Source organism: Maribacter sp., from assembly GCF_039974175.1.
GTDB lineage: Bacteria > Bacteroidota > Bacteroidia > Flavobacteriales > Flavobacteriaceae > Maribacter_C.
This window is the reverse complement of sequence record NZ_JBDWJN010000009.1, coordinates 401,267-426,479: the sequence shown is the minus strand read 5'-3', so window position 1 is coordinate 426,479 and position 25,213 is coordinate 401,267. Positions and strand designations below refer to the sequence as shown.

24 protein-coding genes are annotated in these 25,213 nt (G+C 38.5%); 17 read left to right on the top strand and 7 right to left on the bottom strand.

Translation table 11 applies throughout. The features are described 5' to 3' along the window. The first annotated feature begins 86 nt into the window (after positions 1-86). The 3 genes from arsM to ABJN95_RS08285 are packed head-to-tail and all read left to right on the top strand — an operon-like array spanning position 87 to position 2,660. Positions 87-1,052, top strand: a complete 966-nt coding sequence (gene arsM / locus ABJN95_RS08295; RefSeq protein ID WP_348369915.1) for an arsenosugar biosynthesis arsenite methyltransferase ArsM — start codon at positions 87-89, stop codon at positions 1,050-1,052. A 14-nt stretch (positions 1,053-1,066) separates the two neighbouring features. Continuing rightward, a complete protein-coding gene (locus ABJN95_RS08290; RefSeq protein WP_348369914.1) occupies positions 1,067-1,969 on the top strand; it encodes a DUF547 domain-containing protein in 903 nt (300 codons plus the stop codon). After that, positions 1,956-2,660, top strand: a complete 705-nt coding sequence (locus tag ABJN95_RS08285) for a TIGR04283 family arsenosugar biosynthesis glycosyltransferase (RefSeq protein WP_348369913.1) — start codon at positions 1,956-1,958, stop codon at positions 2,658-2,660. The genes ABJN95_RS08290 and ABJN95_RS08285 overlap by 14 nt, the downstream gene beginning before the upstream one ends. Here ABJN95_RS08285 and ABJN95_RS08280 read toward each other — a convergent pair. The 6 genes from ABJN95_RS08280 to ABJN95_RS08255 form a co-directional block, all read right to left on the bottom strand. Next, positions 2,657-3,718 (bottom strand): N-acetylmuramoyl-L-alanine amidase, encoded by a 1,062-nt coding sequence (locus ABJN95_RS08280; protein ID WP_348369912.1) that lies wholly within the window; start codon positions 3,716-3,718, stop codon positions 2,657-2,659. The genes ABJN95_RS08285 and ABJN95_RS08280 overlap by 4 nt on opposite strands. Before the next feature lie 139 nt (positions 3,719-3,857). Further along, the gene (locus tag ABJN95_RS08275; RefSeq protein WP_348369911.1) at positions 3,858-5,123 is read right to left on the bottom strand and encodes a POTRA domain-containing protein; all 1,266 of its coding nucleotides are present in this window, start codon (positions 5,121-5,123) and stop codon (positions 3,858-3,860) included. A gap of 63 nt (positions 5,124-5,186) precedes the next feature. Further along, positions 5,187-5,915: a hypothetical protein gene (locus ABJN95_RS08270; protein WP_348369910.1), complete on the bottom strand. Its 729-nt coding sequence runs from the start codon at positions 5,913-5,915 to the stop codon at positions 5,187-5,189. 1 nt (position 5,916) lies between these two features. After that, the gene (locus ABJN95_RS08265; protein ID WP_348369909.1) at positions 5,917-6,918 is read right to left on the bottom strand and encodes a glycoside hydrolase; all 1,002 of its coding nucleotides are present in this window, start codon (positions 6,916-6,918) and stop codon (positions 5,917-5,919) included. Positions 6,919-7,089: 171 nt separating this feature from the next. After that, positions 7,090-7,932: a hypothetical protein gene (locus ABJN95_RS08260; RefSeq protein ID WP_348370083.1), complete on the bottom strand. Its 843-nt coding sequence runs from the start codon at positions 7,930-7,932 to the stop codon at positions 7,090-7,092. Positions 7,933-8,105: 173 nt separating this feature from the next. Continuing rightward, the gene (locus ABJN95_RS08255) at positions 8,106-8,825 is read right to left on the bottom strand and encodes a DUF547 domain-containing protein (RefSeq protein ID WP_348369908.1); all 720 of its coding nucleotides are present in this window, start codon (positions 8,823-8,825) and stop codon (positions 8,106-8,108) included. 239 nt (positions 8,826-9,064) lie between these two features. Here ABJN95_RS08255 and ABJN95_RS08250 point away from each other — a divergent pair, with 239 nt between their 5' ends. The 5 genes from ABJN95_RS08250 (at position 9,065) to ABJN95_RS08230 (ending at position 15,064) form a co-directional block, all read left to right on the top strand. Continuing rightward, positions 9,065-10,414 (top strand): FAD-dependent oxidoreductase, encoded by a 1,350-nt coding sequence (locus ABJN95_RS08250; RefSeq protein ID WP_348369907.1) that lies wholly within the window; start codon positions 9,065-9,067, stop codon positions 10,412-10,414. An 11-nt stretch (positions 10,415-10,425) separates the two neighbouring features. Beyond that, a complete protein-coding gene (locus tag ABJN95_RS08245) occupies positions 10,426-12,015 on the top strand; it encodes a 4Fe-4S binding protein (RefSeq protein WP_348369906.1) in 1,590 nt (529 codons plus the stop codon). A 226-nt stretch (positions 12,016-12,241) separates the two neighbouring features. Further along, the gene (locus ABJN95_RS08240; protein ID WP_348369905.1) at positions 12,242-12,727 is read left to right on the top strand and encodes a hypothetical protein; all 486 of its coding nucleotides are present in this window, start codon (positions 12,242-12,244) and stop codon (positions 12,725-12,727) included. A gap of 158 nt (positions 12,728-12,885) precedes the next feature. Further along, entirely contained in the window at positions 12,886-13,578 is a 693-nt protein-coding gene (locus ABJN95_RS08235; RefSeq protein ID WP_348369904.1) for a glycosyltransferase family 2 protein, read from the top strand. Position 13,579: 1 nt separating this feature from the next. Continuing rightward, positions 13,580-15,064, top strand: coding sequence for a cellulose synthase family protein (locus ABJN95_RS08230; protein WP_348369903.1), 1,485 nt, complete (start codon positions 13,580-13,582; stop codon positions 15,062-15,064). 3 nt (positions 15,065-15,067) lie between these two features. Here the strand turns inward: ABJN95_RS08230 and ABJN95_RS08225 are convergent, their stop codons facing one another. Continuing rightward, entirely contained in the window at positions 15,068-16,120 is a 1,053-nt protein-coding gene (locus tag ABJN95_RS08225; RefSeq protein ID WP_348369902.1) for an SMP-30/gluconolactonase/LRE family protein, read from the bottom strand. An 82-nt stretch (positions 16,121-16,202) separates the two neighbouring features. Between ABJN95_RS08225 and ABJN95_RS08220 the strand changes: the two genes are divergently transcribed. The 9 genes from ABJN95_RS08220 to argB all read left to right on the top strand — a co-directional run bounded on the left by ABJN95_RS08220 (position 16,203) and on the right by argB (position 25,213). After that, positions 16,203-16,652, top strand: coding sequence for a nuclear transport factor 2 family protein (locus ABJN95_RS08220; RefSeq protein WP_348369901.1), 450 nt, complete (start codon positions 16,203-16,205; stop codon positions 16,650-16,652). Positions 16,653-16,689: 37 nt separating this feature from the next. Then, positions 16,690-18,033: a mannosyltransferase gene (locus ABJN95_RS08215; protein WP_348369900.1), complete on the top strand. Its 1,344-nt coding sequence runs from the start codon at positions 16,690-16,692 to the stop codon at positions 18,031-18,033. 234 nt (positions 18,034-18,267) lie between these two features. Then, a complete protein-coding gene (locus tag ABJN95_RS08210; RefSeq protein WP_348369899.1) occupies positions 18,268-18,882 on the top strand; it encodes a GNAT family N-acetyltransferase in 615 nt (204 codons plus the stop codon). Between the two features lie 115 nt (positions 18,883-18,997). Then, entirely contained in the window at positions 18,998-20,185 is a 1,188-nt protein-coding gene (argG, locus tag ABJN95_RS08205; protein WP_348369898.1) for an argininosuccinate synthase, read from the top strand. Positions 20,186-20,330: 145 nt separating this feature from the next. After that, positions 20,331-21,305 carry an N-acetyl-gamma-glutamyl-phosphate reductase gene (gene argC / locus ABJN95_RS08200; protein ID WP_348369897.1) on the top strand — a complete coding sequence of 325 codons (975 nt, stop codon included), beginning with the start codon at positions 20,331-20,333 and terminating at the stop codon, positions 21,303-21,305. Positions 21,306-21,409: 104 nt separating this feature from the next. After that, a complete protein-coding gene (proC, locus tag ABJN95_RS08195) occupies positions 21,410-22,204 on the top strand; it encodes a pyrroline-5-carboxylate reductase (protein ID WP_348369896.1) in 795 nt (264 codons plus the stop codon). A 94-nt stretch (positions 22,205-22,298) separates the two neighbouring features. Beyond that, positions 22,299-23,426 carry an aminotransferase class III-fold pyridoxal phosphate-dependent enzyme gene (locus tag ABJN95_RS08190; protein WP_348369895.1) on the top strand — a complete coding sequence of 376 codons (1,128 nt, stop codon included), beginning with the start codon at positions 22,299-22,301 and terminating at the stop codon, positions 23,424-23,426. A gap of 75 nt (positions 23,427-23,501) precedes the next feature. Then, positions 23,502-24,437, top strand: a complete 936-nt coding sequence (locus ABJN95_RS08185; protein WP_348369894.1) for an acetylornithine carbamoyltransferase — start codon at positions 23,502-23,504, stop codon at positions 24,435-24,437. Further along, positions 24,434-25,213 carry an acetylglutamate kinase gene (gene argB / locus ABJN95_RS08180; protein ID WP_348369893.1) on the top strand — a complete coding sequence of 260 codons (780 nt, stop codon included), beginning with the start codon at positions 24,434-24,436 and terminating at the stop codon, positions 25,211-25,213. The genes ABJN95_RS08185 and argB overlap by 4 nt, the downstream gene beginning before the upstream one ends.

The window sequence follows — 25,213 nt, the reverse complement described above, 5'->3', positions numbered from 1 at the left end:
AGCTCGATGCTAGAGGCTTATTGGTAATTAAGAGTACTGGTAGCACCTCATTTAACATCAAACCTAACACGAATTAAACTTAAAGAATGAGTTATTTAGAAGCAACAAACGATTTATATAAAGAAGCAGCTTTAACCCCCGATGTTGGTCTTTGTTGTACCACAAATCCGATTTGGCAGTTTCCCGGACTTTCAATTCCAACCATAATGCAAGAAATGAATTACGGTTGTGGGAGCACGGTATCTGCCCAAGATTTGGTTAACAATCCTAAAGTACTCTATGTGGGTGTCGGGGGAGGTATGGAATTGCTGCAATTCTCTTATTTCTCTAGACAAAAAGGAGGAGTCACAGGAGTTGATGTAGTTGATGAGATGTTGGAAGCCTCTCGACAAAATTTCAAAATTGCGGAAATTGAAAACGACTGGTTCAAAAGTGAATTTGTAAACCTCGTAAAAGGTGATGCCTTAAACCTTCCCGTTGAAGATGAAAGTATTGATGTAGCCGCGCAAAATTGCCTATTCAACATCTTTAAAATGGATGATCTGAAAAAAGCCGTTGCCGAAATGTATCGTGTACTAAAACCTCATGGGCGCTTGGTGATGAGCGACCCTACATGCGAGCAACCGATGAACGATGAACTGCGAAATGATGATCGTTTGAGAGCGTTGTGCCTGAGCGGAAGCATTCCCATAGCAGAATATGTCAAAGTATTGACCGATGCAGGTTTCGGAACTATTGAGATTCGGGCCAGAAAATCATATCGCGTTTTATCTCCAAACCACTATCCTACCGATGAATTGATTTTTATTGAATCTATAGAAATTGCAGCCATCAAAGACCCCATGCCAGAAGATGGGCCGTGCATGTTCACCGGAAAAACCGCGATTTATTATGGAGATGAAGACTATTTCGATGATAAAGCGGGTCATGTGCTAATGCAAAACCAACCTCTGGCTGTTTGTGATAAAACTGCTGCTGCCCTAGCCAAGGCAAGTGATGAAATACATATTAGCGAGAGTACCTGGCACTACGATGGCGGTGGATGCTGTTGATACATTAAAGCGACATGGTTAAATTGTTTTTAATTCTTTTAGGTTCTTTTTGGATGTCTTGTGGTAACTCACCTCATGCAGCTAAAAAGGCCATATCATTGGAAGAGAAGAAAGAAGAAAGCCTGCGAACTTCTAACGATACCATTTTGTTAGATGATTCTAAAAATGAAGGCGCTACTGTTTCAGAAGAGACAAAGGCCGTTGCAACAACTGCTGCGCCAGTTGCCATAGCGGGGGAAAGGTCTAAACCATCCGAAAAAGAAGTAGTCAAGCCAGATCATTCCAAATGGACTAGCTTATTGGCAAAATATGTGAATGCCAAAGGTGATGTTGATTACAAGTCTTTTCAAAATGATGCCGGCTCGTTAGATAGATACCTATATCAATTGGCTGAAAATAGTCCGGAAAAAGATTGGTCTAAAAATGAAAAGTTGGCCTATTACATCAATCTTTATAATGCAGCAACGGTAAAACTAATACTTGATAACTATCCTACTACAAGTATAATGGATATAAAAAATCCCTGGGGAAGGAACTGGATTAAGACTGGTGATGGTGTGCTTTCTTTAGGAAATATCGAACACAAGATACTTCGAAAGATGAATGAGCCAAGAATTCATTTTGCGATTAACTGCGCTTCTTTTTCTTGTCCGAAATTGTTGAACAAAGCCTTTACCGCTGACCAGATGCAGAAACAATTGCATGAGGTTACGCTTGAGTTTATCAACGACGCAACCAGAAACAGCATTTCCAAAGAAAAAATGCAACTGTCAAAAATTTTTAAATGGTACAAAAAGGATTTTACCAAAAATGGTTCTTTGGCAGACTATATAAAACCATACACGGAAGTTGAAATCAACGGTAACGCAGACATCGACTTTCTCAAATACGATTGGAATTTGAATGAAGCAAAGTAACCCCCAACTAAGTATTATCATTCCTGTATTAAACGAAGAGAATGCTATTGACACGATATTAAGGTCGTTGAGGGAGAATAGTACGGCTGAAAATATAAATGAAATATTAGTAATCGATGGAGGCAGTGAAGATGCCACGATTTCCCTTGCTTCAAATCATAAGGTGACCGTGCTTCATTCTCAAAAAGGTCGTGCCAAGCAAATGAACCATGGCGCGAAAAATGCAAGTGGTGAAATCCTTTATTTTATACATGTAGACACCCTGCCTCCAAAAGACTTCGACAAAAGTATTATAGACACGGTTTTGAATAAAAACCAAGTAGGGTGCTTTCAAATGAAATTTGATAGCAATAGCCGTTTTTTGGGCTTTTTTGCGTGGTTTACACGTGTAAATATCCAATTGTGCCGTGGGGGTGATCAATCGCTTTTTATCACCAAAAGCCTCTTCGAAAAATCTGGTGGATTTGATGAGAACTACGTTGTTTACGAAGACAATGAGTTTATTGGGCGACTATATGAAATAAGTCCCTTTAAAATTCTCCCAAGACACGTAAAAACCTCGGCTAGAAGATATGAAGAACGAGGTGAAGTTGCACTGCAGTATCATTTCGGTATAATTCATTTGAAAAATTACTTGGGCGCGGGACCTGAGCAGTTGTATGACTACTACAAGCGAAAGATAGTACTTTAACGAATACGTCCTATTTCTCCACTTTCAAAGTCTAGAATAACCCCTTCTGAAATCCATTTGGCTAGCGCTTGGCGGTTATCAGGCACAAGAATACGCTTTTGATCCTTTTTATTTCTGATATTTCCGATTTCTATATAGGCCATGGCTGGATGAGTATTTTTGACCAAATACAGACCCGTTCTATCGCCAAAGGTTCCTGTATAGGTTCTGTTGGGTTGATACTTTTTATATTTTTTGCGAAACGTTTTGTGAATACTTTCTGCAAGTTTCTTTCCGTTTTTACTGTTTTTATGGTGATAAAAGAAAACATCAATATTTTGTCCTTTACTCCTACTATCAACATGAGTAACTATTAAGCGCTGAAATTTGCCTCTATTCTTTTGATGTAGCTCATTGACAATATCAACTCGCTGTTTTAACCTCGCCAAATGATTGAGCGGCACAGTCTTATTACCGTAGGCAACCTCATCATGATCGATTTTTAGAATTCGTTCATCGCGAATTCCATCATTATTATCGCGAATAATTACGTAAACTATAGCACCATGAGATAACAGTTCTTTGGCCAATCGCAAAGTAATATCGTATGCATATTCATCTTCTGCAATTGAAGTACCTGCATAATTTGCCATCGCCCCAGGGTCAGGACCGCCATGACCGGAGACCAAATAGTAGACCGCACCTTTTAATTTTTCACTTTTGGAGAGCACCGTAGCATGCTTCTCACCAAAAATGGGATACGCCTTACTTTCAATTTTTTTTATTTCCGTGGATTTTCGTTGTATCGAATCTACAATCGCTACCGTATCGAGCTTAACTGGAGGAATTAGATAGTTGCGCCCTTCGTACAAATGCACACTATCACGTAGATTGACTAGGTTCATAGCGATGAAATCATCATAGGCCTCATATGGGTTTATACCTTGTTTTCTAAGAAGCGAAAGAATTCCATCTCCTTTTTCCGCGGTGGCAGTAGTTAAAGAATCTTGTGCCTTTAGTACCAAGCCTGACAACATAAACAATAGAAAAACAACCCTTAGAAAAACTCCAGAAACCATATATACTAGTCTAATCCTCAATTCCAATTCAAAAATGATGCCTAGAAACACATCGTATATGCAAAATTAGATACGATTTTTGAAAAGTAAATGGTAGCTTTTAAAAAAAAGTTAACGATTTACTTAACAATACCAAAACTTAGAAATATTGTCCGATACCAAATACTACTCCCCTTGAGGCATCCCTTGTAATACCATAACCGTAATCTACCCGAAAGATTGCGTTGAAAATTTTTTTGTGTATAAATCGAACCCCCACGCCTGGGTATATTCGAATGTTCTGACTGTCGGCAAAATCGCCAAAGCCGCCTCCTGGATTACGCCAAGAACCACCATCTACAAAAACATTACTCTGTAGCACAAACCAATTTTTATCGACTAAAGTATGACGGTATTCTGTATTGAAAACGATTGCACCAGTTCCGCGATCAATAGTATTGCCCACCCCACGTATATTTAGATTGTTGTCGACAGTAAAAGGAGCAAAAGGAGTCTCCACATTACTTGCCAGTCCTAAGCGTAGCCTACTGGCCCAGTTTCCTTTTTGACCCACTCGATGAAAGTAAGTGAAATCATTAAATCCGATTAAAAACTCAGGTAAAGAGGCATCAGAGCTTCCGACATATTGAAAATTAAGTTGGCTACGAAATCCTTCCAAATATTGATAAAAGTATTCCAAATCATTATACTCATAAATGAGTTTGATCAAGTGTTTATCTACATTCAACGCTTGGGGTACCTGAGCATTTGTTGCTCCTGATAGGTATTCATAATCTTCGGTAAACAAACTAAACCCGAGTTCAATTCTATTTTTAAAGTTAAACTCATACAAACCCAAAACTTCAAAACCGTTGTTATTGTAGCGATAATCGGCCGTAGTATTATCAAAAAAAACAGGTTCTTGTGTAGTAAAGTCATGATAGTTAAAAGCCAGCCCTAACTTTTTACTAAACAAGTATGGAGCTTTGATACTGAGACCGTAGGAATTGAATATATCATATTGGTAAAAGCCTCCCAACGTTATATTCCTTCCCAAAAGATTAAATTCTTGCAGCCCTATTCTAAAGGCAAAATCATCATTTGAAGAAGTAAACAGGTTTGCAAAAGGAATTAAAGTGAAATTTTCCTCAATATTATAAAACACATTATGGCGCCCTTCATCATTGCTCGAAAATACCTGGAAGTAGGCATGGGAAACCGCGGGAAGTCGTTTTAAACGCTCCATGTCCTCAAGAATTATCGTGGAATCCAAGACCATTCCTGACCGCAATTTGATAATCTTTTTTACAAAGGAAGTCTTTGTTCTCTTGGCGCCTTGAATCTTAACATCTGCCACCAAAGGCTCTTGAGCCAAACCCATAGTCATTATAAAAAAAACCAAAATGGGGAGAAACGACCTCAACATGAATATTTTGCGTTAACAAAATCAAAGATAAGCTATAGCTGTTACAAAGAAATCACAGTTCGCTTATTCAAGCTGAAAAGGTACCTCAGAAAAAAGATTAACCCAATTGTCTTCACTCACACCTAGGAGCGTGAAATTGTAATTTGCCCCTAATTTTAAAGTAGGAGGTGTTCCTTGCGTAACATTCAACACTACATTGTCGAGATTATAATACTGAAAATTTCTTTCGAATGTATAGGTGCCCGACAACAGATTATTGGCAGCATCAGATACCACGTGAAAGTAGATTTTGGTGTCATTATAGCTTCCTTCCTGCCATTCAAAACTAGGCATATTAGTTGTAGCCTCTACAGAGACATTACGTGAAATATATTCCGTAGGCCTTGTATTTTGTTTCAATCGTATCGGATTGGAAAGGTGTGTTTTTCCCCCTTCATCAAAGGCGACAATCACCCATTTTTCAGTAACAGATGCTATTTCAAACTTTTTCAAAAACCCGTTGAAAACATCGCGAATTGGGAAGTCTACAGGAATGTAGTTATCAAAATCGTTCTTGTCAAAAGTTGCATCCTCGGTCTCGAAATACCTAAAATTTGTAGTGTTAGGTCTTGGATAAAAAAATACGCTGATGAATTCATCATCTGCATTACTCGCCGCACAGGCGATTACATTGTCTAGCACTACTTCTTTACTTGCTAGACTAGAGTCTAGTGTAGGTGCTAAAATATTTTCAGCATCAGTAGAACAACTCAGAATTAAAAGTGCGATAATGGGGGGGCAATATCGTAACATATCAATTGGTTTTATAATATTCTGTAATTATTTTTTGAGCAGGTTTATTTTGCGGAGTAAAACGATTGTCGTCAGCCCCGCCAGATTCTTCATGGTTTATAAACCACTTCCAGACATATCCGCCGGCAAACCAATCTTCTGTCCAAAACTCAGAAAATATAGCTTTCTTGGCATTTACTTGAGCGTCTAGGTTGACATTTTCCTCATTGCGATCTACAAGCCATGGTTTCTTCGCGTTATAGTCCATGCTGCGATATCCAAACTCGGTAAAAAGAACAGGTTTGTCTTTTTCTTTTGAAAGAGCAACTATTTTCTTTTTCCAAGGCTGCCATCCTTTTTTAAGTTGTTCTACCGAGGGAGTTTTTTCTTCCGATAACGGAAAGTATGCATCTATACCGATGTAATCGAGGTCCTCCCAAAAGGTTGTTCTAGGGTACTCATCCCAGTTGGCCGCATAGGTCAATTTTCCTCTGTACACCTTTCTAATTTTTTGAACAAGATTCTTCCAGTATGCCGGTCTATTTTTTACGAATTGTTCCAGCTCGGTTCCGATACATAAAATACCTGCTTTGGTTTCCTCTGCCAGTTTAGCATAGGTAAGAATGAAATCATCATATGATTTTTCTAGAGCTCTCCAATCTTCCTCCGAATTCATTTTAAGCGTACCGGTAAACTCTCCACGCCAAATCCAAATTTGAGGTTTGACCATTACTTGCACTCCATTCTTGTGTAAAAGTTCAATATATTGTTTTGCACCGTTCTTGGTTTCGCCAAACCATTGTCGGTCGGTATTATGAATGATTTCGGGAGAATTGATGTCGCGTATAAATCCAAATGGCATCACTGCAGCGTGATTGGCATGCAGCGATAATACCTCATCAACATGTTCTTGTTTTGCCTCTTCACGGGAAGCAACAAAACTAATGCCATTGATTTTTGGCGTTATCTGGCTTGCACATGAAAACTGCAATAAGCAAAGTATCAAAAAACCTAAAACCCTCATTTATTTGCATTTAACTCGCAAAAATAAGGGTTTTTAAGTGATTTTTTAAAAATATAGGTGAAAAGTCAATCTTCAAGACGCCCTGTTGCAGCGAGAGCAAATTCGCACCAAAAGATTATTTGCAGGTTCAAACCATGCGCTGCCTTTAGAAGCGGGCTAAGGAAAGGGGGCTTAGAAAATACCTCGTAATCCAAGATTAAAGGTTTGTCCTAAACCAGTATTACTGCCTCTAACAAAATTGGTATACAAAATTTCAAGGTTTAAGGCCTTGGTTAACTGATACTTAGCGCCTCCGCCTACCGCTGTAAAATCTTGTGCAAAATTATTCCCCAAATCGATTCGTTGTGAATGTTGTGCCAATGCTAAAACGGTAAACTTCGAACTAGGAAAATAACTTAGAAATACCCCTGGATTGATGTTCAAGCTATTATTGGCAAAGCTTTTCTCTTCGTCACCAAAGTTAAGTTCTGTAGTAAGCTCAGTGAACAATTGCCATTTATTACCTGGAAAGGTATAATCGTAGAACAGGCGATTCTGCCATACAGACCCTTTTTGTTCAAGAAAAACGCCATTTTCAGTCTCATTATCAATCAAAGGAATAAAAAACGAACTTTGAATTGAAAAGTTACTCAAGGAGGCAAAAGGAACAAATTTGATAGACGGTGCAAAGGCTGTTAACCCTGAACGTGAGTTGTTATCTCCGCTAAAATTAAAGACATCTAAGGCCCCCCTGTCATTATCTTGGGTACTTATAACATTCGAACGCAATCTTGCTATAAATCCAAGGTTCACTCTTTTATTTTGCCCTACTCCGGTGTAAAACTCAAAAGTAGAAGTGAAGAACGACTGTCTAGGTTCTTTACCTTCGGAAAAAGTACTTTTCGTCTGCGTATACAAGTTATTGAACCATTTTATATCAACTTGTCCTTTTCCAATAAGTTTTGAAGGAGTGTATTGCTGAATATTACTTTGTTCTTGCTGAGGCTCATCAACCATTTCCTCTTTTTCTTTCATCTCATCTTGAGCGAAGCCTATTGAAGTTGCAAAGAGTATTGCTAATACTGCGATATAATTATTTATTGTTTTCATAATTGGATGTTTATTTTTATTGTTGTTTTGAAATAGAAGCCCAGCCCTATCTCTTAATGAAGGCGAAATAGGATAAAACTTCTGAAATGTATTGGTAATTATTTGACTTCGTTTAACGTCCAGTCATACTGATAGTATGATACTTTAGCTTTTTCTGGTAGTTTTTCAGCTTTGTATTGATTGATAAAATCTACAAGTTTCTTTCCGTCTTGTTTAAAATCTCCGGGATACCATTCAAAAATTTGAGAAACCTTGACCTTGTTCTTATTAACACGGATAAAATTCGGATCATTTATGGCCAATTTGGTCTGTGTTTCCAACTGCGAATCTAACATAGAAGGCGTATAAGCGTCACTTATTATCGGCGGACAACCTAAGCCCCCACATACCAAAACAAAATGGAATCGGGGTTCTTTAGGAAAGTTTTTACGTAATAGTTTATTTTCAATATCATTAAGGGTAATTTTGGTACCTCCTATTTCGTTTTTATGACCATCAAAAAAGCCAGGCTTGTCTAAAGGCGATTTTATAGGATAATTTTTTACGATCCCGTCGATTACCAAAAGGTTGTATCCATTAATCCAAAACGCTTGGTACTCTTTGGCATTGTCTGTTGAGACTGAAATGCCTTTAGCCATTTCAAGCAATTCATTCAATGCGTTTGGATCATCTTTGATTGCCTTGTAAGCCACCCTACCATTTTTCACGTTCGCTTTAAAGAAAGCATCTGACTTTGAAAAGAAATCAGCAGTGGTTTGCGCAAATGAAAAGGATACTGTTAGAAATAATACGATTACTAAACTTATATTTTTTTTCATGATAAATTGGTATTGTCATTCAAAACTGAAACCTCTGTCGAAAGCATTTTAACATCCCTACAAAAAAAATTGACTTTTATGCTTTTTTTAAGATTTTATAAATCAGCGGGTTACAAGTTCGAAAGTCCTTGACAAACCTTACAAAAAAGGTTAATATTTAAATTGTTTCTAAATTAAGCAATGCGATTAAGTTCTTACATTTAAAGGCGACCTAATTTTCGTTTACAATACATAAACATATGGAACATATTGTTATTATAGGAAACGGCATCGCCGGAGTTACGGCAGCCCGGCACATCCGTAAGAATTCAGATAAACAAATCACAATTGTGTCAGCCGAAACCGATTACTTTTTTTCTCGTACTGCACTCATGTATGTTTATATGGGACATATGAAGTTCGAACATACACAACCCTATGAAAATTGGTTCTGGAAAAAGAATAGAATCGATTTGGTTAAAGGTTTTGTCAATACCGTTGATCACCACAATAAGCAGTTGGTTTTAGCCGATGGAAATTCAATCGGTTATGACAAACTAATTCTGGCAACGGGGTCGAAGCCCAATAAGTTTGGTTGGCCCGGACAAGATCTTCAAGCTGTTCAAGGCTTGTATTCCAAACAAGACTTAGATCAATTGGAAGCAAATGCACCGGATAACAAATCTTGTAAACGAGCCGTCATCGTAGGTGGCGGATTAATTGGAATTGAAATGGCCGAAATGCTTCGCAGTAGAAATATTCCTGTTACTTTTTTGGTACGTGAAAGTAGTTTTTGGAATGGCGTCTTACCAGCTGGAGAATCTGCAATGATCAACGAGCATATTCTTGAACATCATATAGACCTGCGTTTGAGCTCTAATCTTAAAGAGATCTTAGCGGATGAAAATGGTCGCGCTCGGGCTGTAGTAGTGCAGGAAACCGGCGAAGAAATCGCATGTGATGTCGTAGGACTTACGGCGGGCGTTACACCCAACATAGATTTTCTAAAAGAATCAGGTATCGAACTGGGCCGCGGCATTAAAGTCAACCGCTATTTAGAAACCAACATCCAAGATATCTATGCCATAGGTGATTGTGCTGAACAGGATGAAAGTATTGGTCAAAGAAGAGCTATTGAAGCCGTTTGGTATACTGGCAGAATGATGGGTGAGACAGTTGCGCAGACTATCTGTGGTAATAAAATCGAATACAAACCAGGGCATTGGTTCAATTCGGCAAAATTTCTCGACCTTGAATATCAGACTTACGGATGGGTTTTTAGCGAAAGAGGAATGAAAGAAAATGAACAACACTTTCATTGGAGAGACGACAATGAGAAAATATGTATTACGGTAGCGTTCAACAAAGCAACCAAACAATTTTTAGGCATTAACACCTTTGGTATTCGAATGCGGCATGAAATTTTTGACCGCTGGTTAACTGAAAAACGCGATGTGAATCATGTAATGGAACACCTTAAAGATGCCAATTTCGATCCAGAGTTCTATAAGCAATATGAAGGTAAGATTGTTTCCAAATTTAATTCAGAATTCGGAACAAGTATCGCCCTCAAGAAAAAAAGTTGGAAACGAATTTTTAGTAACGCATAACCGATAGCAAAATGAAAGTATTACAACATATAGGCATAGCCATCTTTTTAATCGGTTTGGGAGTTTTCACTGCCCTTCCTTTTATAGGAGATTTTAAACTTGACCAAAGCACTTTTGACGAATTGATTAGCAGTCAGGGTATCAAAAGTGAAATTTTCGTTTCAGACCTAAAAAGTAAGTTGGTAAACAAGAATTTCTCAGGATACCAATCCTTAGCCCCTTTGGTAAAAGAATCTATTGAAAAAGCAAATGTTGAGCATACTAAAAACAAAGAGTGGGGAAAGAAGGTTTATGCCGGTAGCGATGATTTAGCAACCGCCATTCGCAAAAAATCAGGCTACGGTTATATTCCTCAAAATAAAGGATTAATGTGGTTCTTAACTTTCGGACTTGGAATCATAGGTGCGCTGATGTTCATTCTTCCGCAACTAGTGACCTTAGGTAAAAAGGGTATTAAGAATGACCATATCTATCACCAAAATTCCACTAATAAAGGTTGGATAGCTTGGTTGGTTTTTATCTTTCTGGTCAGCTTCTATCTCGTTCTGTATTTCAAATCAGAATATGCGGTCAACTGGACCTACCTGGTAGACCCAATAAGTGAGAGCCTAAGTGGCAATCTAGCAGGGCACTGGTTTGTTTATGGTTTTATGTATTGCGTGGTTATGACCGTAATGGCTATACGTATGTACATCAAGTACCGTCACAACATGTATCAAATGGTACGAACTACCTCTGTATTATTCTTTCAAATTGTCTTCGCATTTTTAATTCCTGAAATTATGGTGCGTTTGCAACTGTCTTATTCAAAAGGTTATGATTTCAAAAATGCATTTCCATTAGACTACGATTTCTTTTTCAATTGGAATTTAAAAGAACTTATTGCAGGGGGTGGTCTAGGTATGTTTATACTTGTTTGGGGCATCGTATTGACTTTGGTCATTGTTCCTGTAATGGTATATTTCTTCGGTAAACGATGGTATTGTTCATGGGTCTGTGGGTGTGGAGGATTGGCAGAAACATTGGGCGACCCTTATCGCCAACACTCTAGCAAATCGCTATTCTCTTGGAATGTTGAGCGATGGCTAATTCATGGTGTATTGGTTTTTGCTGTAGTAATGACAGGCTTTACGCTATACGGTTTCTTTGCGGAAACAAGTACCGTACTAGGAATAAAAGTGCAAAGCATCATGAACACCTATAGCTTTCTTATAGGCGCTATTTTTGCAGGAGTCATCGGAACAGGTTTCTACCCTATTTTTGGAAATCGTGTTTGGTGTCGTTTTGGTTGTCCGTTGGCTGCCTATTTAGGTTTTGTACAACGGTTTAAATCAAGATTTAGAATTACGACGAATGGAGGGCAATGTATTTCCTGCGGAAACTGTTCTACTTACTGTGAGCAGGGTATCGATGTACGTGCCTATGCACAGAAAGGTGAAAATATTATTCGTTCAAGCTGTGTAGGTTGTGGCGTTTGTTCTGCAGTTTGCCCAAGAGGTGTATTGAAACTAGAAAACGGACCCGAAGAAGGACGTATCAATCCTACAGAGGTATTACTTGGCAATGATGTCGATTTGATGGAATTGGTCAATAAGAAATAAGCATTTAGACCGCTGCCCTACTCAAAACTCTCAACCGGCATGAAAAGAGACTATTTGGCATAGCTTTACTAAACCCTAGCTTTCTCAAATAGCGATGTTCGTCAACTTACATACCGTTTTGAGGTATAGTAAAAGTCATTCTTCAAAATACCAAAACCAATGTTAAAATACCGCTGCAAAATGTTAGTTGCCGAGTATACCTTCGACATAACTTAAAAACACTCTCATGCTTGCCAAGGTATGTGCTCTTATGGTTCTATTGTTGTCCTTTGGAAATTTGTCTAAAGCAAATAGTACCTACCACAAAGAATACTACGAAACGGGTAAAACTAAGTCGGAAGGATGGATCTATAATGGTGTAAAAACCGGCTATTGGAGGTTCTACCATTCTAGCGGAAAAATTTCAGCACAAGGTGAATATAAAAATGATAAACGCATAAAGTATTGGCATTTTTATAATGCCTGGGGGAAAAAGACCTCTGAGGGCCATTACACGCATGGAAAAAAAGCCAATTGGTGGCTTTTTTATGACGTTAACGGAAATGTTAATCACAAATGTCAGCTCAGCAACGGCATTAAAAATGGCTATTGTTTAAAGTATAACAATACCAAATTGACCTCAGCAGAAAAATATAAAAATGGGAAGAAGATTAAAGAATGGTTCAGTTTCAGTAGTTTTAGACGCGAAAACAAGCTTTCAGATTTAAAATAAGGACATGAATACATTTAGAATTTTTGAATTGAAGCGAAAATTAGATTTTTTGTGCAGTTATATGGCTTGTTTAGATTTGCATAGTAGCGCCACGGAATGAGTAAAGGACAAGTTATTTGTGCAAAAGATCATTTTCTAAACGAGTTGAAAAAGTTTAAATGGGTTCAATAATCAAAGTCATCATTCCAGCTTTTAACGAAGCAGATTCCATTGCTGAAGTAATCAAAGAAATTCCCGATTCAGTTGAGGAAGTAATTGTGGTCAATAACAATTCCACAGATGAAACTGCACGAAATGCAGAGGCGGCAGGGGCCACCGTATTGACAGAAGCTAGAAAAGGATACGGATACGCTTGTTTAAAAGGCATGGATTATATCGCAAAACAATCCAATTTACCTGATATTATCGTATTTATCGACGGAGACTATTCTGATTATCCAGAAGAACTCAATAAAATTGTAGACCCCATTATAAATAATGGTTATGATTTTGTAATAGGTTCAAGAGTTAAGAGACTAAGGGAAGAAGGTAGTATGACCCCTCAGCAAATTTTTGGAAATTGGCTGGCAACCTTTCTGATGAAATTGCTCTTTCGGGCAACATTTACAGACTTAGGACCGTTTAGAGCCATAACGTATGATAAGTTATTAACACTTGAAATGGAAGATAAGACCTACGGCTGGACAGTAGAAATGCAGCTAAAGGCGCTTAAAACCAAGCTGGCATATACCGAAGTACCAGTACGTTACAAGAAGAGAATTGGTGTTTCAAAGGTGTCAGGTACCGTAAAAGGTAGTATATTTGCAGGCATAAAAATTCTTGGTTGGATTTTTAAATATAGTTTAAAGTAATATGGGTTTGACAATCGCTTACATAATCTTGGCAATTTATAGTATCGCGCTATTGCTGATTTTCTTCTATAGCCTTGCACAGTTGAACCTTTTGGTTAATTACTTGAGCAATAAACGCCAAAATCAGACCGCACCTAAATTCAACTTATTAGACCCGAAAGAGATTCCTTATGTAACTATACAACTTCCGGTCTACAATGAAGAGTATGTGATGGACCGTTTGCTGGAAAACATCTCTAAAATAGAATATCCTAAGAGTAAGTTGGAGATTCAGGTATTGGATGATTCTACAGATGATACTGTAATTGACACGGCAAAGCATATAGAAACGCTCAAACAAACAGGCTTAGATATTACGCACATACGGCGCACGAACCGCCAAGGTTTTAAGGCTGGGGCCCTGAAAGAGGGCTTGGAAGTTGCCAAAGGAGAATTTGTAGCTATTTTTGATGCAGATTTTCTACCTGATAGCGATTGGTTGAAAAAGACCGTTATCTATTTTAAAGACCCTGAAATCGGAGTTGTACAAACTCGATGGGGGCATATCAACAGAGACTATTCTACCCTTACTAAAATTCAGGCTTTTGCATTGGATGCGCATTTTACCTTAGAACAAGTGGGTAGAAATTCAAAGGGACACTTCATCAACTTTAACGGCACTGCCGGTATCTGGCGAAAAGAATGCATACTCGATGCAGGAAATTGGGAAGGCGATACACTTACCGAGGATCTTGACTTGAGTTACCGAGCGCAATTAAAGAATTGGAAATTTAAATACTTGGAAGATGTGGAAACTCCTGCAGAACTTCCTGTTGTTATTAGTGCAGCACGTTCACAGCAATTTCGCTGGAACAAAGGTGGAGCCGAGAACTTTAGAAAGTCCGTTTGGAGTGTATTAACGGCAAAGAACATCAACTTTAAAACGAAGTTTCACGGTGTAATGCACTTATTGAACAGTTCAATGTTCTTATGCGTTTTTCTAGTATCTCTTTTGAGTATTCCAGCCATGTACATCAAGGCTATTTACCCGCATCTAGACTGGGTATTTACCACACTAAGTTTCTTTGTATTAAGTACTATTATCCTTTTTGTTTGCTATTGGTTTACTTATAAAAGTATTCAAGGTAGTAGTTTCGATAATTTCGTAGATTATATCAAACTCTTCTTTACTTTCTTTTCTGTTGCCTTGGGTTTCTCACTGCACAATTCTATCGCAGTTTTAGAAGGGCATATGGGGAAAAGAAGTGAGTTTGTAAGAACACCCAAGTTCAATATAAATAGCATTACAGAAAGTTGGAAAGGCAATAAATACCTTGCCAAAAAACTATCGCCAAATATGATTCTTGAATTTGGTTTGATGGGTTATTTCCTTTTTGGAATGTACAGCGCAATACCTCTGAATGATTTCGGGCTCTTCCCTTTTCACTTTATGTTGTTTTTGGGCTTTGGTTATGTTTTCTTTAAGTCGCTAACTGCACGGGCATAATAGCTACCTTGTCTTATTCGGTTTCAAAATAAGAAAATGAGAATCCATTACGTTTCCTGTTAAAATGATATCATCATACGGTACCGCTACTGTAGACGCAGACATTGATGTACCGTCATTAATGTATACTTTTTCAATAGAATAATCATTGCTACCGCGATAGTCGATTTTAATAATTTCAGACGGCGCTGTTTCTTTTTTACCAGCAGCATATGACGAAAAACGCAACAGATTTGGGTGTGCTCCTATCCACAAATTACCTTCAGAGTCAAATTCAATATTATCTACACCAGTACCGCAATCAATATCTTCAATAAAATCTAGCAATCCGTCTTCATTTACTGCATAAACCTTCACTTCAAAATTTCTTGGAGATGCCACAAAAAGTAGTTTTCGCTTTTTATCATAGTTAATACCATTCGCATAACCGATACCCTTAGCCACCTCAATATAATTTTCACCATCAAAATAGACCACATTCGACAGTCCTATACCCACATAATCTTCAACAAATCTTCCTATCCCATCTTCATACTTGTGGTCATTTGTAAAGTAGAAACGGTTTTCATCTATCATAACCACGTCATTAGGGCTCACAATTGCGGGGTCGGTAATTGTCTTTTCAAAGGTCAAGGTGGCATCTTGCAATTGGAACACCTCAAATGAATGCCCTTTTTGCGTATGGTTTACAGCCATGACCTTATAGGTGCTATCGTTCTGATACATTGAAATGCCGTGGGGGGCGAATGGCATCTTTAGATCGGCTGTTAGTTTTTTGGTTTCATACTGTTTCGAATTCAAATCGATCAGATATAGCGCGCCCAACCGTTCTTGTACCTCCAATTCGCTTTTTCTAGGGGAAGCAGAAACCAATGCAAAACCATTTTCAGGAATTAGCGTTATATCTTCTGCCCCGGCAATTGCTATTTCTTTTACCACCTGACCATCAAAGGTATTTTCTATTGTTCTTAAATATCCAGTAGAAACTACCACATATGCTGCATAACACAAAATGAGCAACAGCGCATATCCCACAATTTTCTTTAAACGCTTCATATTTGTTTTTATAAGTAGCTTTGAATTTAGCTTTTTCAATTTTCTAATGCAACTAAAGGCCATCAACCAAAAATTCCTTTACATGAACTATAAACATCAACTCCTTGCAATACTATGCATGGTAGCCACAGTGAGTAACGGCATTGCTCAAGATTCAAAACAAGAGGTCTTAAAAGTTGTGAATACCTTTTTCCGTACTATGGAGAATAAAGATGCCACTGCATTTAATGATTTGTTTTTGGAAAACGCCTACGCTTATTCTATACGACAACAAGGAGACTCTACACTCGTGCGGAATTCCATTTTAAAGGCAAGTACCACTACGAATAGTTTAAAAGAGCGACTTCGCGACGAAGAAATCACAATTCATATACACAATAATGTCGCCGCAGTTTGGGCCGCATACGATTTCTGGATAAATGACAAACATTCTCATTGTGGTTATGAAATTTTTACCTTAATCAAAACAAATAACGCTTGGAAAATAGCTTCTCTTACCTACTCGGTAGAACAAGATGCATGCAACGAATAATTTTCGTTTCTTCGTAATACCGCTATTCAAACCAAAAATGCCCAACCGAATCATTACATATTGGAAGCTCCATCAGGTATCGATGATACTTGCCTTTCTGAGTTTAGCTTTCTATTTCACCTTTGCTTACTATTTGGAGCGTACAGATTTTATTATGCTCCTAACCCTTTTTGTCGCGCTTTTCTTTTTGTGTTTCAAACTCGTTCAATTCGAAAAATGGAATTTTAAATTGCTTCTGGCAGTGGGTATTATTTTCCGTTTGGTCTTTCTTGTAGCGGAGCCTAACCTCTCGCAAGATTTCTATCGTTTTATTTGGGATGGTGAATTGGTAAGCCATTTCATGAATCCGTATTTGAATGTTCCGAATACATTAATCGATCAAGCAGATTTGGCAATCGCTAATGCTGTGGAACTGCATAACGGTATGGGAAGCTTAAGTGCAAAACACTACAGCAATTATCCTCCCTTAAACCAACTCATTTTTGCCTTAGCTGCCCTACTTGGTGGGAAGAGCATCTTGGGTTCGATAGTGGTTATGCGGGGTACCATTATTCTGGCGGATATTGGAATATTCTATTTTGGACGCAAGCTTTTAAAAAATATCAATCAGTCACCGCACTTGATTTGTTGGTATTTCTTAAATCCCTTGGTTATTATTGAATTGACTGGCAACCTTCATTTCGAAGGGGTAATGCTTTTCTTTTTTGTTTGGGCGTTATATCTACTTTCGGTACACAAATGGCAATGGGCAGCTGTTGTTTATGCGTGTTCCATATCGGTGAAACTGGTACCACTTTTATTCCTTCCACTCTTCTTAACGCATTTCAAGTTTAAGAAAAGTGTTGTGTTTTATTTAATTATAGGAGTGACCTCTCTCTTGCTATTTGCCCCATTTTATTCCTCAGAATTTATCAGTAATTACTCCCAAACCATTGGACTCTGGTTTTCAAACTTCGAATTCAACGCGGGTATTTACAATGGCATAAAGCAAATCGCCACGCAATTCGATGCAAAACCTTGGGTATTAATTAAAACCTATGGAAAAATAACTCCCATAATTACTATTGCAATCGTATTGCTTTTTACATTCCTTAGAAATAATCAAAAATTAACTGTGCTGATAACGTCTATGCTCTGGGTATTGACTTTGTACTATTTGATGTCTACCACAGTCCACCCATGGTACCTTATCTTCCTTGTTGTGTTGACGGCTTTCACAAAATATCGATTTGCATTTATATGGTCAGCCGCAGTCGTACTAAGCTATTTTGCGTATTCGTTGGTAGACTTCAAAGAAAACTTATGGTTATTGGCGATTGAATATCTCGCAGTTTTTACCTTCTTGATTTATGAATTGCTGGCATATCGTAACAAAACGTAAAGTTTTTGTAAAAAATAACATCTGGATTAGGTGAATTCAAGATAATTTGTACATTTACCCCGTAATGCACGCACAAAATGACATATTTACTACCATGAGCATCACTGCTCCCGTACGTCCGTTCGCTCCCCGCCGTCGCCCGTAAGGGTACTACACAATTTATGGAACTAGGTGAGTCCAGTTCCGCACAAGCACATCACATTTCTCTTTTTACTCTTTTAAATCATTATAGCAATGAACATTATTGTTGCTAACACATCACACTTTAAGTACGCACAAATTATTTGCGACACAATTGCCGCATCGGCCAAGGTGCGCGGAACGGGAATTGCCAAACGTACGCCCGAATACATTCGAAAAAAGCTAGAGAATGGCAATGCCGTTATTGCTTTAGATAACGATACTTTCGCTGGTTTTTGCTATATCGAAGTTTGGGGTCATGAAAAGTACGTTGCCAATTCTGGATTAATCGTACATCCCGATTACAGGTCAAAAGGACTCGCCAAACAAATTAAGGTATGCATTTTTAAGCTGTCGCAAGAAAAATTTCCTGAAGCCAAAATCTTTGGCATTACCACCGGACTGCCAGTAATGAAAATCAATTATGAATTGGGCTACAAACCGGTGACCTTCTCTGAACTTACTGATGATCCAGAATTTTGGAAGGGCTGTCAAACCTGCAAAAACTTTGATGTGTTGACCAGAACCGAACAAAAAATGTGTCTGTGTACAGGCATGTTATATGACCCTGCTACCAAATCAAAGAAGAAAGAAAAGAAGATCAATGGTAAAGCATTTAAACGGTTGAAAAGTATCAAAGAAAGCTTGTTTTTAAAAAGAAAAAAATAGTGTAGAGAGAAGAGAACGTTGACTCTTTTTACAGCAGTCGGTTCACTTCCTTGCCAAGTAGAAAATTGAATAAATAAAAATGATTCCCGCCTTCGCAGGAATGAACCAAATTATTATGAGCAAATTAGTTTTAGCATATAGCGGTGGATTAGACACGAGTTACTGTGCGAAGTATTTATCAAAAGAAAAAGGTTTTGAAGTGCATGCTGTGAGTGTGAATACCGGCGGGTTTTCTTCAGATGAAATCAAAACAATTGAAGAAAAAGCAATACAGTTGGGAGCAACCTCCTATACTTCAATCGATGCCGTTCAGACCTTCTACGAAAAAGTGGTCAAATACCTCATCTTTGGAAACGTATTAAAAAACAATACCTATCCGTTATCAGTTAGTGCAGAACGTATTGTACAAGCAATTGAAATCGTAAATTATGCCAAGAAAGTGGGTGCAAAATATATCGCACATGGAAGCACTGGCGCCGGAAATGATCAAGTGCGGTTTGACATGATTTTTCAAATTATAGCCCCAGAGATTGAGATTATCACTCCAATTAGAGATAATAAACTAGCTCGAGAAGCTGAAATCGAATATTTAAAGCAAAACGGGGTAGACTATCCTTGGGAAAAAGCCAAATATTCTATCAACAAAGGCCTTTGGGGAACATCGGTAGGTGGTGAAGAAACCTTAACCTCTGAAAAGCCCTTGCCAGATTCCGCATATCCTAGTCAGTTGCAAGAAAAAGAACCATCTGAAGTGAAACTCACCTTTAATAAGGGCGAGTTGGTTGCTATTAATGACAGCAAAGATAATCCTGTAGCAAATATCGAAAAGCTAGAAGCACTGGCCTCTAAATACGCGATTGGCAGAGATATTCACGTAGGCGACACCATTATTGGTATTAAAGGACGTGTCGGTTTTGAAGCTCCAGCATCATTAATAATCATTAAAGCACATCATTTGTTGGAGAAACATACGCTAACCAAATGGCAGCAATATCAGAAAGAGCAGCAAGGTAATTTCTACGGAATGCTTTTGCACGAAGGAAATTATCTAGATGCCGTAATGCGCAATATCGAAGCATTTTTGACAGATACTCAAAAGACGGTTTCAGGAGATGTTTATGTAGGATTGTATCCTTTCCAGTTCAGGCTTCATGGAATCTCTTCAAAGCACGACTTAATGAATGCCTCTTTCGGAAGTTATGGCGAAATGAACAAAGGTTGGTCGGCTGATGATGCCAAAGGCTTCATCAAAATACTATCTAACTCAGGAAAGATCTATAATCACGTAAATGAAAATACTTGATGCAGAACGAGATATGCAGTCAGCAATGCACAGTTCAAAAGAGGCAAAAGTGATGTTGATGACACAGGCCATATGCCAAGGGTCTCAACGTAAAATTTAGAACAAAATAAACAAATTCCTGTCTTGGCAGGAACAAACTAAAAGTATGATAACAGCAGGAATAATAGGCGGTTCAGGATATACAGGTGGAGAATTGATTCGAATTCTATTACATCATCCACAGGTGGAAATTGATTTTGTGTATAGTACTACAAGAGCGGGTAAAGCCATTTCCTCGGCGCATCCTGATGTATTGGGCACAACCGATTTAACTTTCACTTCAAATGTAAATTCAGAAGTAGACGTGGTTTTTCTGTGTTTAGGGCATGGAAATTCTACCAAATTTTTAGGTGAACACCAGTTTTCTTTGGCAACAAAAATCATTGATTTAAGCAATGATTTTCGCTTACAAAAAGATGCAACTTTGAACGGGAAAAACTTTGTTTACGGCCTTCCCGAATTAAAAAAAACACAGATCCAACAAGCAAAATACATAGCCAACCCCGGATGTTTCGCAACAGCAATTCAGTTAGCGCTACTGCCTTTAGCAAAAACTGGGGCGCTGACTAAAGCCGTTCATATCAATGCGGTTACCGGAAGTACAGGTGCAGGAGTGAGTCCATCAGGAACTACTCATTTTAGTTGGAGAAACAATAACGTTAGCTGGTATAAACCCTTTACTCACCAGCATCTGGGTGAAATCAATGAAAGTCTAAAATCACTACAACAAAATTTAGGAGAATTGTTTTTCCTACCCAATCGAGGGAATTTCACCAGAGGTATCTTGGCCACCGCCTATACCCAATTTGAAGGAAGCGAGGCCGACGTTGTTCAACTGTACAAAGATTTTTACTCAGAAGCCGAATTCACACATATAGCCGAAGAACCTATACATTTAAAACAGGTAGTGAATACCAATCAATGCCATGTTCATTTGCATAAACATAACGATACCTTACTCATAACATCAGCCATAGACAATCTCCTAAAAGGGGCTTCAGGTCAAGCGGTTCAAAACATGAATCTGATGTTTGGGTTTACGGAAAGTGAAGGTTTGCAGTTAAAAGCAGGGGTGTTTTGATAACCCCTTTCTGTTCGAGCGCAGTCGCGACTTAATTTTATTAAACAAGAGTTGAATTATAAAGATTCCTGCTTTCACAGGAAAGATATTAAAAGCAATTACAAATGAAAATAGCCATAATAGGAGCTGGAAATTTAGGCCTTTCTATAGCCAAAGGGGTATTGCACAGCAATGGTGCCACTAGCATGTACTTGACCAAAAGAAATGTAGCATCTATAAAAGAGTTCGAAAATTACGGAAATGTCTCCGTAACTTCCGATAATAGAGCAGCCGTACAAAATTCCGATATCTTGATTTTTGCGGTTCAACCCGCTCATTTTGCTCAAATCTTGGGAGATATCAAAGATTTATTAACCGAAAAGCATGTAGTAATTTCCACTATAACAGGTTTTGGCATTGCCAAAATGGAAAGCATTATTGGTTCAGAAAATTATATTATTCGCAGCATGCCGAATACGGCCATATCTGTTGGAAAATCAATGACCTGTATCTGCGCTAACGAAAAGGGGGCAAAACGTATCGACCTGGCAAAAGCCATTTTTAACAGAATGGGACATTCTCTGGAGATCCCAGAGGAACAGATGCAGGCCGCAACGGTAATATGTGCCAGTGGAATTGCCTTCTGGATGCGTTTGATACGCGCTACAACACAAGGTGCGATTCAACTAGGTTTTGATGCCAAAGAAGCACAAGAACTGGCCATGCATACCTGTAACGGAGCGGCAAGCTTATTAATTGAGTCAGGCAATCACCCCGAAGAGGAAATTGACCGCGTTACCACGCCCATGGGCTGTACTATTCAAGGACTTAATGAAATGGAGCATCAAGGTCTGAGTTCTTCCCTAATACAGGGAATTGTAGCCTCATTCGACAAGATAACAGAGTTTAAAACGAAGTAAAACATAAATACAAATGTCAAAATAAAGTACAAAATGTACTGCAATGCTCAGCGTGTTGAATTTGATATTTGGGTTTGAATTTGAATTTTAAAGTATGAACCTATTCGATGTATATCCACTTTACGAGGTAAGTCCGGTTTCCGCAAAGGGAATTACTGTAACTGACGACAAAGGTCAAGAATACCTTGACTTTTATGGTGGACACGCCGTGATTTCAATTGGGCATTCGCACCCACATTATGTAAAGCGATTAAAAGACCAGTTAGATAAAATAGGGTTTTACAGCAATGCCGTTCAGAATCCACTTCAAAAGGAATTGGCAACAAAATTGGGAAAACTATCTGGATGTGAAGATTATAATCTCTTCCTCTGTAACTCTGGTGCCGAAGCCAATGAAAATGCCTTGAAAATGGCCTCATTCCATACTGGAAAAACTAGAGTGATCGCCTTCAAAAACGGATTTCACGGGCGAACCTCAGCAGCAGTTGCGGCCACAGACAATGAAAAAATAAACGCTCCTTTAAACAAACAGCAAAAGGTAACCATTTTACCCTTGAATGATCTTGATAGCTTTGTAACTGAAATAACCAAAGGAGATGTTTGTGCGGTTATCATAGAGGCCATTCAGGGTGTGGGAGGGTTAGACGAACCTTCAACACCATTTTACCAAGAGATTGAAAAATTGTGCGGGCAAAACAATGTAATTCTTATTGCAGACGAAGTGCAATCGGGCTTCGGAAGAAGCGGTAAATTTTTTGGCTTCCAACATCACAACATTAGACCAAACATTATTAGTGTTGCCAAAGGTATGGGTAATGGCTTTCCTGTTGGTGGCATTCTAATTCATGAAGACATTAAAGCGTCTTACGGATTACTGGGAACCACTTTTGGCGGAAACCATTTGGCTTGTGTTGCAACCTTGGCGGTTTTAGAAGTATTGGAAAAAGAGAATCTCATAGAAAATAGCAAGGTACTGGGTGAATATTTCAGACAAAAGGCGACAACAGTTCCACAGCTAAAACGTGTAAAAGGCAGGGGCCTAATGTTGGGGCTGGAATTCGATTTCGAAATAGCAGAACTCCGCAAAAAACTAATTTACAAACAACATTTGTTTACTGGGGGTGCAAAAGATAAAAGTGTTCTTCGCATTTTACCAGCTTTAAATATTACAAAAGAAGACTTAGATCTTTTCTTTGAAAAATTACTAGACGAATTAGCATAAGATTATGAGTATTCCTTCCATCAGCAGAGGTAGGGTAGATTTTCTCCTTTTTAAGGAGTGGGCAAATACAGCATTATGAAACATTATTTATCGATACATGACATCGACTCGCTTCCCGATTGGGTTGCAGAAGCTAGAAAATTGAAAGAAAACCCTACCGCCCATAAAGCGTTGGGGTCAGGTAGAACCATTTGCCTGTTGTTTTTCAACAACAGTTTGAGAACCCGACTGAGCACTCAGAAGGCTGCTTTAAACCTAGGTATGGAAGTAATGGTGATGAACTTCGGAAGTGAGGGTTGGTCATTGGAGTATGAAGATGGCACCCTTATGAACCAAGGTACTTCAGAACATATAAAAGAAGCTGCCAGGGTAGTCTCGCAATATTGCGATATCGTTGCAATACGAGCTTTTGCATTGCTAACAGATAAAGAAAAAGATGAGGCTGAAGTAGTTTTAAACGGCTTTAAGAAGTACGCTTCGGTTCCCATTGTAAATATGGAAGGCTCCGTAGCTCATCCGTTACAAGCCCTCGCTGATGCGATTACGCTAGGCGAACAAAATACCAAAACACGACCCAAAGTTGTGCTTTCATGGGCACCACACCCAAAAGCATTGCCGCATGCAGTTGCAAATTCTTTTGTTCAAATGATGCAGTTACAAGATGCTGATTTTGTAATTACCAATCCGAAAGGATACGATTTGAACCCTGATATCGTAAATAATGTTCCCATTGAACACGATCAACGGAAGGCTTGTGAGGATGCCGATTTTATCTATGTAAAAAACTGGAGTAGCTATTCCGATTATGGACAGGTTTTGCACGAAGATTCCGACTGGATGATGACACAAGAAAAACTCGGCAAAGCGCAATTTATGCATTGTTTGCCTGTTCGAAGAAATGTGGTGGTCGAAGATGCTGTTTTAGACGGTACGCAATCTTTGGTTATCGAACAGGCCAACAATCGAACCTATGCCGCACAAGTGGTTTTGAAAAAGTTATTGGAATCATGAAACAAAACCTTTCTATTGTAAAAATTGGTGGAAACATCATTGAAGACAAAGCTGAGCTCTCCAAGTTTCTTCATTCCTTTTCCGAATTAGAAGGGCTGAAAATTCTTGTACACGGTGGCGGAAAACTTGCGACCCAGTTGGCAACCAAGCTAGGCATAGCATCAAAAATGGTTGGGGGACGAAGAATAACCGACAGCAACACTCTTGAAGTAATTACTATGGTATATGCGGGTCTAACCAACAAGAACATCGTGGCAGAATTACAAGCAGCGAATTGCAATGCTATTGGTTTGAGCGGCGCTGACGGAGATGCCATTCAGGCCCATAAGCGCCCTGTAACAACGATCGATTATGGTTTTGCTGGTGATATTGATGGTATAAATAGCCAAATGATTTCAAACCTATTGATTGCCGAATTATCTCCCGTTTTTTGTGCAATGACACATGATGGAAACGGACAATTGTTGAACACCAACGCAGATACCATAGCTTCAGAACTGGCTATTGGTATGAGTGAGCTGTATGATACTACACTCTACTATTGCTTTGAAAAGAATGGCGTTTTGATGAATATCGCTGATGATAACTCTGTCGTAAAACATATCGATTCAAAAAAATATAAAGAGCTATTAGATGCCGGAATCATAGCAGATGGTATGCTTCCCAAACTGAAAAACTGTTTTCATGCTCTAAATAAAAATGTGAGCAAAGTGTGCGTAGGACATCCTTCGATGCTGTACTCTGAAAATGAACTCTTCACAACGATTACCTTATAG